The 14,303-nt window shown below is 62.0% G+C and carries 16 protein-coding genes; 1 reads left to right on the top strand and 15 read right to left on the bottom strand.

Annotated elements, in window-relative coordinates; translation table 11 throughout:
- Nucleotides 1-67 precede the first annotated feature (67 nt).
- The 15 genes from NTD84_RS22410 to ccoN (NTD84_RS22340) all read right to left on the bottom strand — a co-directional run bounded on the left by NTD84_RS22410 (nt 68) and on the right by ccoN (NTD84_RS22340) (nt 13,464).
- Nucleotides 68-751, bottom strand: a complete 684-nt coding sequence (locus NTD84_RS22410) for a sulfite exporter TauE/SafE family protein (RefSeq protein WP_262170092.1) — start codon at nt 749-751, stop codon at nt 68-70.
- Nucleotides 744-962 (bottom strand): cbb3-type cytochrome oxidase assembly protein CcoS, encoded by a 219-nt coding sequence (gene ccoS, locus NTD84_RS22405; RefSeq protein WP_262170089.1) that lies wholly within the window; start codon nt 960-962, stop codon nt 744-746. Before ccoS ends, NTD84_RS22410 begins: the two co-directional genes overlap by 8 nt.
- A 24-nt stretch (nt 963-986) precedes the next feature.
- Nucleotides 987-3,437 carry a heavy metal translocating P-type ATPase gene (locus NTD84_RS22400; RefSeq protein ID WP_262170087.1) on the bottom strand — a complete coding sequence of 817 codons (2,451 nt, stop codon included), beginning with the start codon at nt 3,435-3,437 and terminating at the stop codon, nt 987-989.
- Nucleotides 3,438-3,550: 113 nt separating this feature from the next.
- Nucleotides 3,551-4,090: a FixH family protein gene (locus NTD84_RS22395; RefSeq protein WP_262170085.1), complete on the bottom strand. Its 540-nt coding sequence runs from the start codon at nt 4,088-4,090 to the stop codon at nt 3,551-3,553.
- Nucleotides 4,091-4,101: 11 nt separating this feature from the next.
- On the bottom strand, nt 4,102-5,517 hold the full coding sequence (ccoG, locus tag NTD84_RS22390) for a cytochrome c oxidase accessory protein CcoG (RefSeq protein WP_262170083.1): 1,416 nt from the start codon (nt 5,515-5,517) through the stop codon (nt 4,102-4,104).
- Between the two features lie 208 nt (nt 5,518-5,725).
- Nucleotides 5,726-6,136, bottom strand: coding sequence for a type II toxin-antitoxin system VapC family toxin (locus NTD84_RS22385; RefSeq protein WP_262170081.1), 411 nt, complete (start codon nt 6,134-6,136; stop codon nt 5,726-5,728).
- Nucleotides 6,136-6,390: a type II toxin-antitoxin system Phd/YefM family antitoxin gene (locus NTD84_RS22380; RefSeq protein ID WP_262170079.1), complete on the bottom strand. Its 255-nt coding sequence runs from the start codon at nt 6,388-6,390 to the stop codon at nt 6,136-6,138. Before NTD84_RS22380 ends, NTD84_RS22385 begins: the two co-directional genes overlap by 1 nt.
- A gap of 174 nt (nt 6,391-6,564) precedes the next feature.
- Complete coding sequence (gene ccoP / locus NTD84_RS22375) at nt 6,565-7,548, bottom strand: cytochrome-c oxidase, cbb3-type subunit III (RefSeq protein WP_262170077.1); 984 nt, start codon at nt 7,546-7,548, stop codon at nt 6,565-6,567.
- A complete protein-coding gene (locus NTD84_RS22370) occupies nt 7,545-7,730 on the bottom strand; it encodes a CcoQ/FixQ family Cbb3-type cytochrome c oxidase assembly chaperone (protein WP_003175465.1) in 186 nt (61 codons plus the stop codon). Before NTD84_RS22370 ends, ccoP (NTD84_RS22375) begins: the two co-directional genes overlap by 4 nt.
- 5 nt (nt 7,731-7,735) lie before the next feature.
- Nucleotides 7,736-8,344: a cytochrome-c oxidase, cbb3-type subunit II gene (gene ccoO, locus NTD84_RS22365; RefSeq protein ID WP_262170076.1), complete on the bottom strand. Its 609-nt coding sequence runs from the start codon at nt 8,342-8,344 to the stop codon at nt 7,736-7,738.
- On the bottom strand, nt 8,344-9,786 hold the full coding sequence (gene ccoN, locus NTD84_RS22360; RefSeq protein ID WP_262170074.1) for a cytochrome-c oxidase, cbb3-type subunit I: 1,443 nt from the start codon (nt 9,784-9,786) through the stop codon (nt 8,344-8,346). Before ccoN (NTD84_RS22360) ends, ccoO (NTD84_RS22365) begins: the two co-directional genes overlap by 1 nt.
- Nucleotides 9,787-10,269: 483 nt before the next feature.
- Nucleotides 10,270-11,223 (bottom strand): cytochrome-c oxidase, cbb3-type subunit III, encoded by a 954-nt coding sequence (gene ccoP / locus NTD84_RS22355; protein WP_262170072.1) that lies wholly within the window; start codon nt 11,221-11,223, stop codon nt 10,270-10,272.
- Complete coding sequence (locus NTD84_RS22350) at nt 11,220-11,417, bottom strand: cbb3-type cytochrome oxidase subunit 3 (RefSeq protein ID WP_262170070.1); 198 nt, start codon at nt 11,415-11,417, stop codon at nt 11,220-11,222. Before NTD84_RS22350 ends, ccoP (NTD84_RS22355) begins: the two co-directional genes overlap by 4 nt.
- A gap of 3 nt (nt 11,418-11,420) precedes the next feature.
- Nucleotides 11,421-12,029 carry a cytochrome-c oxidase, cbb3-type subunit II gene (gene ccoO / locus NTD84_RS22345; protein WP_262170068.1) on the bottom strand — a complete coding sequence of 203 codons (609 nt, stop codon included), beginning with the start codon at nt 12,027-12,029 and terminating at the stop codon, nt 11,421-11,423.
- A 10-nt stretch (nt 12,030-12,039) separates the two neighbouring features.
- Entirely contained in the window at nt 12,040-13,464 is a 1,425-nt protein-coding gene (ccoN, locus tag NTD84_RS22340; RefSeq protein WP_262170066.1) for a cytochrome-c oxidase, cbb3-type subunit I, read from the bottom strand.
- Nucleotides 13,465-13,558: 94 nt separating this feature from the next.
- Here ccoN (NTD84_RS22340) and NTD84_RS22335 point away from each other — a divergent pair, with 94 nt between their 5' ends.
- A complete protein-coding gene (locus NTD84_RS22335; protein WP_262170064.1) occupies nt 13,559-14,245 on the top strand; it encodes an alpha/beta family hydrolase in 687 nt (228 codons plus the stop codon).
- Nucleotides 14,246-14,303 lie beyond the last annotated feature (58 nt).

The following is a 14,303-nucleotide window of genomic DNA, read 5'->3' as shown; positions in this document are numbered from 1 at the left end:
GTTGGAGCATCTTGATTTGCATCAAGGCCAGGGCGACGACGCCCCTCCTACAGGAGAGGGGGGCTGGCTAATGGCCCATTAGCCAATGCTGATGCGGCCCCGGCAGGGTCCAGATGCCGAACAGGATCACCAGCAAACCACCGGTCATGCGCACATACCGTTTGCGCAACAACGCCGTGACCCGCTCCGCCGCCAACCCTGTGGCCAGCAACACCGGCCAGGTGCCGAGGCCGAACGCGAGCATCAGCAACGCACTGTCCAGGGCATTGCCCTGGCTCGCCGACCACAGCAGCGTGCTGTAAACCAGTCCGCAGGGCAGCCAGCCCCACAGTGCTCCCAGCAACAAGGCACGAGGCAGGCTCGACACCGGCAGCAGCTTGTTGGCTATTGGCTGGATGTGCCGCCACACACCGCGACCGAGGCTTTCGATGCGGGTCAGGCCGCTCCACCAGCCGGCCAGGTACAGGCCCATGGCGATCAGCAACAGGCCGGCCACGACCCGCATGAACATCGCCGCCGGGCTGTTCGCCAGCGCCCAGCCTGCGAGGCCGATCAGCAGGCCTGCCGTGGCATAGCTGAGAATCCGCCCGAGGTTGTAGGCCAGCAGCAAGCGGAAGCGTCGGCTGCGTTGTTCCTTGGGAATCGCCAGGGTCAGCGCGCCCATCAAACCGCCGCACATGCCCAGGCAATGGCCGCCGCCGAGCAGGCCGAGAATCACCGCCGACACCAGCAGGGGCGCCAATTCAAGCATGCGGGGGCGCCTTGTCGTCCGGGTTGGCCGGATGGCCGCTGGCTTCGTCGACCGCCGCGGTATGGTTCGGGTCCTGGTCGTCGAACAGGATGCTGTGGGCCGGGCCGTCGAGGTCGTCGTACTGACCGCTGTCGACTGCCCAGAAGAAGATGTACACGGCGATGGCCACGATCAGCAGCGCGGCCGGGATCATCACGTAGAGAGCTGGCATGGCAAGGCTCCATGCCCGCGCGGCTCAGGCCGGCAGCGGGCGGGTTTCTGGCGTGGCGCTGACGGTCGGCGCGCTCGGCAGGCGAGTCAGGCGCAGGGCGTTCAGCACCACGGTCAACGAACTGATGGACATGCCGACCGCGGCCCACACCGGGGTGATCCAGCCGAGGGCGGCGAACGGCAACATGAGGCCATTGTACAGCCCGGCCCAGAGCAGGTTCTCGATGATGACCCGACGAGTCCGGCGGGCAAGGTTGAAGGCCTGCACCAGCGCGTCGAGTCGGTTGGACAGCAGCACGGCGTCGGCACTGGTTTTCGCCAGGTCGGTGGCCGAGCCCATGGCCACGCTGATGTCAGCGGCGGCCAGCACCGGCACATCGTTGACCCCGTCGCCGAGCATCAACACCTTGCGTCCTTGCTTGTGCAGCTGTTGCAGGACCTGCAATTTGTCGTCCGGACGCAAACCGCCCCGGGCCTCGTCGATGCCCAGTTCGGCGGCAACGCTGGCCACCATCGGCGAACTGTCACCGGACAGCAACAGCGTGCGCCAGCCGCGCGCCTTGCATGCCGCGAGCAGGGCGGGCGCATCGTCGCGCAAGCGGTCGTCGAGGACGAACCACGCCAGCGGCCCTTGAGGGTCGCCGAGCAGCAGCCACTGGCCGGCTTCATCGGGCATCACCGGCAGGTCAGCGCCACTGAGCTCACAGACAAAACCCGGTTGACCGATACGCAGGCGTTGTTCGCCCACCACGCCTTCAAGGCCCAACCCTGGCGTGCTGTGCACTTCTTCAGCGGCCAGCGGTGCCCGGCCAAACGCTCGGGCGATCGGGTGTTCGGAACGGTTTTCGAGGGCGGCGGCGAGGCTCAGGCATTGATCACTGTCGAGGGCGCCAAGGGGCCGGATCGACCGCAGCGCCAGGCGACCTTCGGTGAGCGTGCCGGTCTTGTCGAAGATCACCGTGTCGATCTGGTTCAGTCCTTCCAGCACATGCCCGCGGGTCAACAGCAAGCCGAGTTTGTGCAGGGTGCCGGTGGCTGCCGTGAGGGCGGTGGGCGTGGCGAGGGACAGGGCGCACGGGCAGGTCGCGACGAGCATCGCCAGGACAATCCACAACGCTCGCGACGAATCCAGCTCCCACCAGACCAGGCCGATGACCGCCGCGGCGATCAGCGACAGCAGCAGGAACCACTGCGCGGCACGGTCGGCGATTTCCGCCAGCCGTGGTTTTTCGGCCTGGGCACGGTCCAGCAGGCGGACGATGGCAGACAGCCGGGTGTCGTGGCCGAGGGCCAGGACTTCCACGGTCAGCGCGCCTTCGACGTTGAGGGTGCCGGCGGTGACCGCGTCGCCCAGGGTGCGCGGTTGCGGCAGGTATTCGCCGGTGAGCAGGGATTCGTCGATGCTTGACTGACCGTCGAGGATCTTGCCGTCGGCCGGGAGAATCGCTCCGGGGTGCACCAGCACGTGATCGCCGACCCGCAGTTCGCTGAGCAGGATGCGCTCGCTCTGACCGTCGGCGCTCAGGCGCAGGCACGACGCGGGCAGCAGATTGACCAGTTGCGCGGTAGCAGCGGCGGTGCGTTCCCGGGCGCGTCGCTCCAGATAGCGCCCGGCCAGCAGGAACAGCGCGAACATGCCGACCGCATCGAAATACAGTTCGCCAACCCCGGTGATCGAGGTCCAGATCCCGGCGATGTAGGCGCTACCGATCGCCAGCGATACGGACACGTCCATGGTCAGGTGACGGGTGCGCACGTCACGCATCGCCCCTTTGAAGAACGGCGCGCAGCTGTAGAACACGATCGGCGTGGTGAGGAACAGCGCGACCCAGCGCAGGATGGTGTGCAGTTCGGGGCTGAGGTCGATGTTGAATTCCGGCCAGGTGGCCATGGTTGCCATCATGGCCTGGAACCACAGCAATCCCGCCAAACCGAGCTGGCGCAGGGCCAGGCGGTTTTCGCTGGCCAGTTGTTCGCTGGCGCGGTCGGCCTGATAAGGGTGAGCGGCGTAACCGATGTGGCGCAATTCGCTGAGCACCTGGCTCAGTGGCAGCTGTGCATCGGCCCAGCGCACATGCAGGCGATGGTTGGACAGGTTCAGCCGCGCTTCCGCCACCGCCGGCAAGCCGCGCAGGTGTTTCTCGATCAGCCAGCCGCACGCCGCGCAACTGATGCCTTCCATCAACAGCGTGGCCTCGGCGAGTTCACCGTCGTGGCGCACGAACGGCTTTTGCACGTCGGCACGGTCATACAGCGCCAGCTCATCCACCAACTGCACCGGCAACGCTTCGGGGTTGGCCGAGGCTTCGCTGCGATGCTGGTAATAGCTTTCCAGGCCCCCGGCCACAATCGCTTCGGCCACGGCCTGGCAACCCGGGCAGCAGAACTCGCGGGTTTCACCGAGGACGGCAGCGGTGAAGCGGCTGCCGGTGGGAACGGGCAGGGCGCAGTGGTAGCAGGGGGTTGGGGTGGTCATGGTTTTGGATCTGTGTCGTCTGGAAGGGCCTCATCGCGAGCAGGCTCGCTCCCACAGTGGATTGCGGTCAACTGTGGGAGCGAGCCTGCTCGCGATGCGCGAAGCGCTGGTTGTTACTTTTTCAAGTCTTCGGCGCCCTGCAAAGGCTCATCACCCAGCAGCAGATCCTTGTCATGGCTGACCTGTTCTTCCTCGAACATGCGCCAGGTCTTGTCATCTTCCACGCCCAGCAACTCGACAAAGCGACGACCTTCGACCTTGTCGCTCAACTGGCCGATGTAACGACCCTGTTCGGTTTCGCTGCGGGCGAGGGTGATCTTGCGGTCCTTTTCCGGCTGGGTCGGCGAGATCAGGTTCAGTTCCAGGGTCTTCGGCTGGCTGTTGCCGCTCAGGCGCAGGTCGACTTCACCGGTCACCTCATCCAGGTGCACGCTGGCGCGCAGCAGCAGGGTCTGCGCCAGCAGCTCGCGGTCGAGGGAACGATTGATGCCTTTGCCGGCTTCGTAGTAGTTGTCGTTGACCAGGTTGTCCGGGTTGTTCACCGCGATGGTCACCATGGACAGGGTCAGCGTCACCGAGCAGGCGAGGATGGCAATGATGATCCACGGCCAAAGGTGCTTGTACCAGGGACTTGCGGCGTTTGCTGCGGGCATGATCACTTCTCTCAACGAATTTGTGGGCCGATGAACCGGCTCTTGGCTTCAACGTGGATGCTCTCGTCATCGGCATCCTTGAGGATGAATTTCACCTCGTTGGTGCTCGACGGCAGTTTTTCCGGGGCGATGGACAGTTCTACCGGCTGGCTGAAGATCTCGCCGGCGGCGACCTTGATCTCGCGTTTGCCCTGCAGCTTCAAGTCCGGCAGGCCGGTGGCTTCGAGCACGTAGGTGTGGTCGCGCTGATCCTTGTTCATGATCTTCAGGCTGTAGACGTTCTCGATCCGGCCTTCGGCGTTCTCGCGGTACAGCACGCGGTCCTTGCTGACGTCGAACCCCACCAGGGAACGCATGAAGAACGCCCCCGCCAGCAACGCCATCATCGTCATCAACACCACGGCGTAGCCGATCAGCCGCGGGCGCAGTTTATGGGTTTTTTGCCCGGACAGGTTGTGCTCGGTGGTGTAGCTGATCAGGCCGCGCGGATACTCCATCTTGTCCATGATGCTGTCGCAGGCATCGATGCACGCGGCGCAACCGATGCATTCGATCTGCAGGCCGTCGCGGATGTCGATGCCGGTCGGGCAGACCTGGACGCACATGGTGCAGTCGATGCAATCGCCCAGGCCCAGGGCCTTGTAGTCGACGCCTTTCTTGCGCGGACCGCGGCTCTCACCGCGACGTGGATCGTAGGAAACGATCAGCGTGTCCTTGTCGAACATCACGCTCTGGAAGCGCGCGTACGGGCACATGTAAATGCACACCTGCTCGCGCAACCAGCCGGCATTGCCGTAGGTGGCGAGGGTGAAGAAACCGACCCAGAAATACGACCAGCCATCGGCCTCACCGGTGAAAAAGTCGAGGGTCAGCTCGCGGATCGGTGAGAAGTACCCCACGAAGGTCATGCCAGTGACGAAACCGATCAGCAGCCACATCGCGTGCTTGCTGAATTTGCGCAGGAACTTGTTCGCACCCATCGGCGCCTTGTCGAGCTTGATGCGCTGGTTGCGGTCGCCTTCGGTGACCTTTTCGCACCACATGAAAATCCACGTCCAGACGCTCTGCGGGCAGGTATACCCGCACCAGACCCGACCGGCGTACACGGTGATGAAGAACAGGCCGAAGGCGCTGACGATCAGGATCCCCGAGAGCAGGATGAAGTCCTGGGGCCAGAAGGTGGCGCCGAAGATGAAGAATTTACGCTCCGGGAGGTTCCACCAGACCGCTTGATGACCACCCCAGTTCAGCCAGACCGTGCCGAAGTACAACAGGAACAGAAAGGCCCCGCCCATCATCCGCAGATTGCGGAACAGGCCGGTGAAGGCACGGGTGTAGATCTTTTCTCGAGAGGCATAGAGGTCGACGCTATTGTTCGCGTTTTTGGCGGGCGGGGTAACGTCGTGTACCGGAATCTGGTTGCTCATCGGTTGCATCCCACGGCAGTGGAAAAATGCCTCGGTCAGTACATGCCGGCCGGGGTCAGAAAGAGGCGTTGCAGTGGCGCAATGATACGCCTGTAGCTCTAGCTCAAGGGTGCGACCTTTGGTCACGTTGGTGGAAATCAATCGACGGTGTAATGACTTGAATCAATTGACTGGGGAAATTATGGACGGTTTTGCCGGTTGTCGACGGTTAATCGGCCCATGGGTTGATCAACGTAACGCCGCTGGATTGAAAATCGCTGGTGTTGCGTGTGACGACGGTCAGGCCGTGAACCAATGCGGTCGCCGCGATCAGCGAATCCGCTTCGTTGACTCGGTCCGGAACATGCAGACCGGCACAGCGTAGGGCCACGGCAGCATCGACTGGCAGGATTCTGCCGTCGAACGCAGGCATGACGTGGCGCTTTAGCCAGGTACGCAAGACCTTGCCCTGCGCGGGGTCTCGGCGCTCTATGCGCAGGACGCCTGTTTCAAGTTCCTTCAGGGTAATGGCGGAAATAAACATCCGTGGCGCGATGACACCTCGGGCCCAGGCGACAACGTTGACGTCCGCCTTGGGTTTGCGTAGTTCAGAGATCACATTGGTATCGAGTAGAAACATCAGGACAGGTCCACGGGTCGATGGGAAATAACGGCACGCTCGGTTTCGAACTCGATGTCTGCCGCTTCCGGCATCGCCAGCAGCTCAACGATGCTGGCACTGACGCCGGTCAGTTTTTCGTAGTCCTCAATGCTTAGCAGTACATGCGCCGGCTTGCCACGATCGGTGATGATAACCGGGCCTTGGCGCGTGGCTTTTTTGGCACTGCTTGTGTCCTGGTTGAAGTCGCGGCTGGAAATGGTGGTGATAGCCATGTAGGTGGCTCTCCTGAGTGCCTGAATGTAGAAACGTTACTACGTTTCCTGTGGGCGAGCAATCGGTCAGGCCAGCAGGGCCTGCCATTCGTCGGCGTCAGGTACAGCCCTTTAGGCCGAAACGAAAACGGCCCCGTCAAATGACGGGGCCGTTTTTTGTATCGGGCGATCAGCTTACTGAGCGTCTTGCGCCGGAGCCTTCTCGCCATGAGACAGGCTGTAGACGTAAGCGGCCAGCAGGTGAACCTTGTCGTTGCCTTGCAGTTGTTCCTGCGCAGGCATCTGGCCCTGACGGCCGTAACGGATGGTCTGCTGCAGTTGGGCGAAGCTCGAACCATAGATGAACGCAGCCGGGTGGGTCAGGTTAGGCGCGCCCATCGCTGGCGTGCCTTTGCCTTCCGGACCGTGGCAGGCCACGCAGTTGGCGGCGAACAGTTTCTGCCCGGCAACCGGGTCGGCCTTGGTGCCTTCCGGCAGCTTGCGGCCATCGAGGTTGGTCAGCACGAACGCGGCGACATCGGCCACGCCTTGCTCGCCGATCACTTCGGCCCACGCCGGCATCACGGCGTGACGACCGCCCATGATGGTGGTCTTGATGGTTTCCGCTTCACCGCCCCAGCGCCAGTCGGCGTCGGTCAGGTTGGGGAAGCCATAAGCGCCTTTGGCGTCGGAGCCGTGGCAGACCGAGCAGTTGGAGGCGAACAGACGGCCACCCATCTTCAGGGCTTGCGGATCCTTGGCCACTTCTTCGATTGGCATGGAGGCGAACTTGGCGAAGATCGGGCCGAACTTGGCGTCCGACTTGGCCATTTCCTTTTCCCACTCGTGAACGCCGGTCCAGCCGGTCTGGCCGTTGGCGAACGCGGTCTGCTTGTCGTTATCCAGGTAGTTGTAACCCGGCAACAGGCCTTTCCAGTTGCCCAGGCCCGGGTACAGCACCAGGTAGCCCAGGGCGAAGATGATGGTGCCCACGAACAGCATGAACCACCATTTCGGCAGTGGGTTGTCGTACTCCTCGATCCCGTCGAAGGAGTGGCCAACCGTCTCTTCGGTGGCTTCGCTGCGCTGGCCCTTGCGGGTGGACAGCAGCAGCCAGGTCAGGGCGAAGATGGTGCCGAGACTGAGGACTGTGACGTACAGACTCCAGAACGTAGTCATTCTTTGTTACTCCTAGAAGCTTGCTCGACGTGCTTGATAGCTTCGGGATCATCCGCGAAAGGCAGCAAGGTCGCGTCTTCAAACTCCGACTTGCGCTTGGGGCTGAACACCCACAACGCCAGACCGATGAAGGCCACCATCACGACAACGGTGCCCAGGCCACGAATCATCCCGATATCCATCTAAATCACCGTTTGCTTTTGATGATGGTGCCCAGGCCTTGCAGATAGGCCACCAGCGCGTCCATTTCGGTTTTGCCCTTCACAGCATCCTGAGCGCCGGCGATGTCTTCGTCGGTGTAAGGGACGCCGAGCGTGCGCAAGACTTCCATTTTCTTGGCGGTTTCCTTACCGTCGAGCTTGTTTTCCACGAGGAACGGATACGCCGGCATTTTCGATTCAGGCACGACGTTGCGCGGGTTGTACAAGTGCGCACGATGCCAGTCATCGGAGTAACGACCGCCGACACGGGCCAGGTCCGGACCGGTACGCTTGGAGCCCCACAGGAACGGGTGGTCCCAGACGCTTTCACCGGCCACCGAGTAGTGGCCATAACGTTCGGTTTCAGCACGGAAGGGGCGGATCATCTGCGAGTGGCAGCCGACACAACCGTTGGCGATGTAGATGTCGCGGCCTTCCAGTTCAAGGGCGGTGCGAGGCTTCATGCCTTCGACCGGCTTGTTGGTGACGTCCTGGAAAAACAGCGGAACGATCTGGGTCAGGCCGCCGACGCTGACGGCGATAACCATGAAGAAGGCCAGCAGGCCAATATTCTTCTCGACTGCTTCATGCTTCATCAGTGAGCTCCAACTACAGCGATCTGTTCGGCGGCTTCAGCTTCAGCCGGGTTCGAGGCACGAACGGTACGGAACACGTTGTAGGCCATGAACAGCATGCCGCTGGCGAAGAACGCACCGCCGAGGGCGCGAACGATGTAACCCGGGTGGCTGGCTTGCAGTGCTTCCACGAACGAGTAGGTGAGGGTGCCGTCGTCGTTGATGGCGCGCCACATCAGGCCCTGGGTAATGCCGTTGACCCACATCGAGGCGATGTACAGCACGGTCCCGATGGTCGCGAGCCAGAAGTGCGCGTTGATCAGGCCGATGCTGTGCATCTGCGCGCGACCGAACAGTTTCGGGATCATGTGGTAGATGGCACCGATCGAGATCATCGCTACCCAGCCCAAGGCCCCGGCGTGTACGTGGCCGATGGTCCAGTCGGTGTAGTGCGAGAGCGAGTTGACGGTCTTGATCGCCATCATCGGCCCTTCGAAGGTCGACATGCCGTAGAACGCCAGCGAGACCACGAGGAAGCGCAGGATCGGGTCGGTGCGCAGCTTATGCCAGGCGCCCGACAGGGTCATCATGCCGTTGATCATGCCGCCCCAGCTCGGAGCCAGCAGGATGATCGACATCGCCATGCCGAGGGACTGGGCCCAGTCTGGCAATGCGGTGTAGTGCAGGTGGTGCGGACCGGCCCAGATGTACAGGGTGATCAGCGCCCAGAAGTGCACGATGGACAGGCGATAGGAGTAGATCGGACGTTCGGCCTGTTTCGGCACGAAGTAGTACATCATCCCCAGGAAGCCGGTGGTCAGGAAGAAGCCCACCGCGTTGTGGCCGTACCACCACTGGATCATCGCGTCCGTCGCACCCGAGTAGGCAGAGTAGGACTTGAACAGGCTGACCGGCAGGGACATGTGGTTGACGATGTGAAGCATCGCAGTCACGACGATGAACGCGCCGTAGAACCAGTTACCCACATAGATGTGCTTGGTCTTGCGCTTGACGATGGTGCCGAAGAACACCAGACCGTAGGTGACCCAGACAATGGCCAGCAGAATAGCCAGGGGCCATTCCAGTTCCGCGTATTCCTTGGTGGTGGTGTAACCCAGCGGCAAGGTCACGATCGCGCCGACGATCACGGCTTGCCATCCCCAGAAGTGGAAGGCCGCGAGGCTGTCGGAAATCAGTCGCGTTTGGCAGGTTCGCTGCACGACGTAATAAGAAGTGGCAAACAGTGCACAACCACCGAAGGCGAAAATCACCAGGTTGGTGTGCAACGGGCGTAAGCGTCCAAAGGTCGTCCACGGCAGACCGAAGTTCAATTCCGGCCATACGAGCTGTGAGGCGATGAAGACACCGAGCCCCATGCCAAGGATCCCCCAGACCACCGTCATGATGGCGAACTGGCGGACTACCTTATAGTTATAAGCAGTCGGACTGATTGCTGTGCTCATTCTAAGGTTCCACGGTTTGGGTGTTTTATTAGGAGTAAAAATCGGTCGCAAGTATGGAGAAAGCAGGGGGTCATTGCAACGCGCCATGACCTGGGTCAATGCTTTCAAAAGCTGATTCTGCGGCCTTTCCATGCGCCGCGTAAGGACAAAATCGCCCTCGGACAAAATGTCGCATCGAACGAAAAGGGGGCGGGGGTCAGGTCATCTGTAACGGGGTGTGTTCAAACGCAACGACGGGGTGACCGATGGCAATTGGCACGACAGCCGGTATCTACCAGCCTTTGCGGCCTGTCATCGAACGGCTTCGTCGAACACATCGGGTTGGGTCGACCTGCAACCGGCGCTTGCCAGTCCGCATCGGAGCAAGCTTAGACCCGAATCCGGGGAATCGAAAGGAGGACTAACGGAGGGTGCGACAATGGGTCGCAAAGCGGCAGGGAACTGCCGCATCCGGGAAGAATGCGGCAGCAGAGCGGTCAGGAGTTATGGGTTTTTGCCTTGCGCCTGCTGACGCTCAGTGTTCAGTCCGTGGGACAGGCTGTACACATAAGCGGCCAGCAGTTGCACTTTATCGTTGCCGAGCAGTTCGTTCTGCGCCGGCATATGGCCCTGGCGGCCATGACGAATCGTCTGTTGCAGTTGTGCCAGGCTGGTACCGTAGATGAATCCGGCCGGTTGCGTCAGGTTCGGCGCTCCCATGGCTTCAGTGCCGTGGCCGTTTGCCCCATGACAGGCTACGCAGGTGGTGCTGAACGCTTGCTGTCCGGCTTGCAGGTCGGCGCTGTCGTCCGCCGGCAAGGGCAGGCCGGCCAGTTCATGACGCACATACGCGGCAACGTTTTTCACCCCGGCGTCCCCAAGGATTTCACCCCAGGCCGGCATGGCCGCCATGCGCCCGCCCATGATCGTGGTCTTGATCATCTCGGCGTCGCCGCCCCAGCGCCAGTTGTCGTCGGCCAGGTTAGGGAAGCCGAACGCGCCCTTGGCATCCGAGCCGTGGCACACCGAGCAGTTCGAGGCGAACAGGCGGCCGCCCATTTTCAGCGCTTGCGGGTCTTTCGCCACTTCTTCCACCGGCATGGCCGCGAACTTGGCGAAGATCGGCCCGAACTTCGCGTCGGCCTTGTTCATCTCCTTTTCCCATTCGTGCACACCGGTCCAGCCGTCCTCGTACCCCGGCAAGATGCCTTTCCAGTTGCCCAGGCCCGGGTACAACACCAGATAACCGACGGCGAACACCAGCGTGCCGGCGAACAGCATGAACCACCATTGCGGCAACGGGTTGTCGTACTCCTCGATGCCGTCGAAGCTGTGGCCCATGGTCTGGTCGACGCTGCCCTTGGTTTCGCCCTTGCGCGTGCCGATCAGCAGCCAGGTCAGGCCGATCAGGCTGCCGATGGTCAGTACGCAGATCCACGTACTCCAGAAGGTGGTCATGGCCGGGTACTCCTTGTGACAGGTTCTTGAGTGCTATCGGGGTGTGGCTCATCGGCAAACGGCAGCAGGCGCGCTTCGGCGAATTGCGGGTTGCGCTTGCTGTTGAACACCCACAGCGTCAGGCCGACGAAGGCCACGAACACCACGACCGTGCCGAGGCCGCGGATCATTCCACTGCTCATTTCAACGACCATGGTTCACCTCTTGCTCTTGATGGCAGTGCCGAGCACTTGCAGGTAGGCGACCAAGGCGTCCATTTCGGTCTTGCCCTTGAGCGACTCGACACTGCCGGCGAGGTCGTCGTCGGTGTACGGCACGCCGAGGGTGCGCATTGCCTTGATCTTGCTTTCGGTGTGGCTGCTGTCGAGCGGGTTGGCCACGAGCCACGGGTAGGCGGGCATCTTCGATTCCGGCACGACGTTGCGCGGGTTGTACAGGTGTGCGCGGTGCCAGTCTTCGGAGTAGCGACCGCCGACCCGGGCCAGGTCCGGACCGGTGCGTTTCGAACCCCAGAGGAACGGGTGATCCCAGACGCTTTCCCCGGCCACCGAGTAGTGACCGTAGCGCTCGGTCTCGGCGCGAAACGGCCGGATCATCTGCGAATGGCAACCGACGCAGCCTTCGCGGATGTAAATGTCGCGGCCTTCCAGTTGCAGCGCGGTGTAGGGCTTCATGCCTTCCACCGGTTTGTTGGTCACGTCCTGGAAAAACAGCGGGACGATCTGGGTCAGACCACCGATGCTCACGGCCAGGACCATCAGCAGCATCAGCAGGCCGACGTTTTTCTCGATTGTTTCGTGTTTCATGGCGGACTCCTCAGGCCATCTGCGCGGCAGCGGCGACGTCGGCAGGCTGCGAAGCCCGCACGGTGCGCCAGGTGTTGTAAGCCATCAGGAACATGCCGCTGAGGAAGATCGCCCCGCCCACCAGCCGCACGACGAAGCCCGGGTGGCTGGCCACCAGGGTTTCGACAAAGGAGTAGGTCAGCGTGCCGTCCTCGTTGACCGCGCGCCACATGAGGCCCTGGGCGATGCCGTTGACCCACATCGAGGCGATGTAGAGCACGGTGCCGATGGTCGCGAGCCAGAAGTGCGCGTTGATCAGGCCGATGCTGTGCATCTGCGCGCGACCGAAGATTTTCGGGATCATGTGGTACAGCGCGCCGATGGAAATCATCGCCACCCAGCCGAGTGCCCCGGCGTGTACGTGGCCGATGGTCCAGTCGGTGTAGTGGGAGAGGGCATTGACGGTCTTGATCGCCATCATCGGCCCTTCGAAGGTCGACATGCCGTAGAACGCCAGCGAGACGACGAGGAAGCGCAGGATCGGGTCGCTGCGCAACTTATGCCAGGCGCCCGAGAGCGTCATCATCCCGTTGATCATCCCGCCCCAGCTTGGCGCCAGCAGGATCAGCGACATCACCATGCCCAGCGACTGCGCCCAGTCCGGCAACGCGGTGTAGTGCAGGTGGTGCGGGCCGGCCCAGATGTACAGGGTGATCAGCGCCCAGAAGTGCACGATCGACAGGCGATAGGAATACACCGGACGCTCGGCCTGCTTCGGCACGAAGTAATACATCATCCCGAGGAAACCAGCGGTGAGGAAAAAGCCTACCGCGTTGTGCCCGTACCACCATTGCACCATGGCATCGGTTGCACCGGCGTATACCGAGTAAGACTTGGTAAAACTCACTGGCAGCTCAAGGTTGTTGACGATGTGCAGGATCGCCACGGTGATGATGAACGCACCGAAGAACCAGTTGCCGACGTAGATGTGCCGGGTCTTGCGCTGGGCCAGAGTGCCGAAGAACACGATGGCGTAGGCGACCCAGACGATGGTGATCAGGATGTCGATCGGCCATTCCAGCTCGGCGTATTCCTTGGAACTGGTGTAGCCCAGCGGCAGGCTGATGGCTGCCAGCAGGATCACCAGTTGCCAGCCCCAGAAACAGAACGCGGCGATTTTCGGTGCAAACAGCTGCGTCTGGCAGGTGCGCTGCACCGAATAAAAGGAGCTGGCAAACAGGGCGCAACCGCCGAAGGCAAAGATCACCGCGTTGGTGTGCAGCGGGCGCAGGCGGCCGAAGCTGGTCCACGGCAAGTCGAAGTTGAGTTCGGGCCAGACCAATTGGGCCGCGAGAAAAACCCCGAGGCCCATGCCGACGATGCCCCACACCACCGTCATAATGGCGAATTGGCGGACCACCTTGTAGTTGTAGGCGGTACTGATAGAAGTGTTCATGGTTCCCCATCCACGGTTCAGCCGAAGTGACAGCGTTCGTAAGGCAGACGCGCCCTTCGCCTGGAGTTATAGGCAGACTAAAAGCGAGGCAAGCATGGACAAAGAGCACAAGGCCAGTATTGACGGGGATCAATGGGCGCGGTGCCTGCGGGATCATGGATGGCTATGGGATGAGGCCGTTTCAAAAGGGTCGGCCGCGCCGGTGACGCTGATTCTCGCCCACGGCGCCGGTGCGCCGATGGACAGCGCCTGGATGAACGACATGGCTGCGCGCCTTGCCGCACAAGGCGTCAACGTGCTGCGCTTCGAATTTCCGTACATGGCGCAACGGCGCATCGACGGCGGTAAACGCCCGCCGAACCCGGCACCGAAACTCCTGGAATGCTGGCGTGAGGTGTACGCCGAGGTGCGACGCCATGTCACTGGGCGCTTGGCCATCGGCGGCAAGTCCATGGGCGGGCGGATGGCCAGTTTGCTGGCGGATGAGCTGGGCGCGGATGCGCTGGTGTGTCTGGGGTATCCGTTTTATGCCGTCGGCAAACCGCAGAAGCCGCGGGTCGAGCATTTGGCCGGGCTAAAGACGAGGACACTGATTGTTCAGGGCGAGCGGGATGCGCTGGGGAATCGTGAGGCGGTCGAGGCTTATGCGTTGTCGCCGAGCATCGAGCTTTTTTGGCGGGTGGCGGGGGATCATGACTTAAAGCCGTTGAGGGCGTCGGGGTTTAGTCATGAGCAGCATTTGGCGGCTGCGGCGCAGCAGGTGGCTTCGTTCCTTCAGTAAGATTTGTACAGGCTTTGATGGCCCCATCGCGTGGAGGGGGGGGCCCCCCTTTGTTCCC

It is taken from the genome of Pseudomonas sp. 14P_8.1_Bac3 (assembly GCF_025466085.1).
Classification (GTDB): domain Bacteria; phylum Pseudomonadota; class Gammaproteobacteria; order Pseudomonadales; family Pseudomonadaceae; genus Aquipseudomonas.
This window is presented reverse-complemented; position numbering and strand designations above follow the sequence as displayed.

What these genes read in the sequence shown, in the direction of transcription:
- NTD84_RS22410 (WP_262170092.1), bottom strand. Translation starts at nt 751, where the DNA reads ATGCTTGAATTGGCGCCCCTGCTGGTGTCGGCGGTGATTCTCGGCCTG.
- ccoS (WP_262170089.1), bottom strand. Translation starts at nt 962, where the DNA reads ATGCCAGCTCTCTACGTGATGATCCCGGCCGCGCTGCTGATCGTGGCC.
- NTD84_RS22400 (WP_262170087.1), bottom strand. Translation starts at nt 3,437, where the DNA reads ATGACCACCCCAACCCCCTGCTACCACTGCGCCCTGCCCGTTCCCACC.
- NTD84_RS22395 (WP_262170085.1), bottom strand. Translation starts at nt 4,090, where the DNA reads ATGCCCGCAGCAAACGCCGCAAGTCCCTGGTACAAGCACCTTTGGCCG.
- ccoG (WP_262170083.1), bottom strand. Translation starts at nt 5,517, where the DNA reads ATGAGCAACCAGATTCCGGTACACGACGTTACCCCGCCCGCCAAAAAC.
- NTD84_RS22385 (WP_262170081.1), bottom strand. Translation starts at nt 6,136, where the DNA reads ATGTTTCTACTCGATACCAATGTGATCTCTGAACTACGCAAACCCAAG.
- NTD84_RS22380 (WP_262170079.1), bottom strand. Translation starts at nt 6,390, where the DNA reads ATGGCTATCACCACCATTTCCAGCCGCGACTTCAACCAGGACACAAGC.
- ccoP (WP_262170077.1), bottom strand. Translation starts at nt 7,548, where the DNA reads ATGACTACGTTCTGGAGTCTGTACGTCACAGTCCTCAGTCTCGGCACC.
- NTD84_RS22370 (WP_003175465.1), bottom strand. Translation starts at nt 7,730, where the DNA reads ATGGATATCGGGATGATTCGTGGCCTGGGCACCGTTGTCGTGATGGTG.
- ccoO (WP_262170076.1), bottom strand. Translation starts at nt 8,344, where the DNA reads ATGAAGCATGAAGCAGTCGAGAAGAATATTGGCCTGCTGGCCTTCTTC.
- ccoN (WP_262170074.1), bottom strand. Translation starts at nt 9,786, where the DNA reads ATGAGCACAGCAATCAGTCCGACTGCTTATAACTATAAGGTAGTCCGC.
- ccoP (WP_262170072.1), bottom strand. Translation starts at nt 11,223, where the DNA reads ATGACCACCTTCTGGAGTACGTGGATCTGCGTACTGACCATCGGCAGC.
- NTD84_RS22350 (WP_262170070.1), bottom strand. Translation starts at nt 11,417, where the DNA reads ATGGTCGTTGAAATGAGCAGTGGAATGATCCGCGGCCTCGGCACGGTC.
- ccoO (WP_262170068.1), bottom strand. Translation starts at nt 12,029, where the DNA reads ATGAAACACGAAACAATCGAGAAAAACGTCGGCCTGCTGATGCTGCTG.
- ccoN (WP_262170066.1), bottom strand. Translation starts at nt 13,464, where the DNA reads ATGAACACTTCTATCAGTACCGCCTACAACTACAAGGTGGTCCGCCAA.
- NTD84_RS22335 (WP_262170064.1), top strand. Translation starts at nt 13,559, where the DNA reads ATGGACAAAGAGCACAAGGCCAGTATTGACGGGGATCAATGGGCGCGG.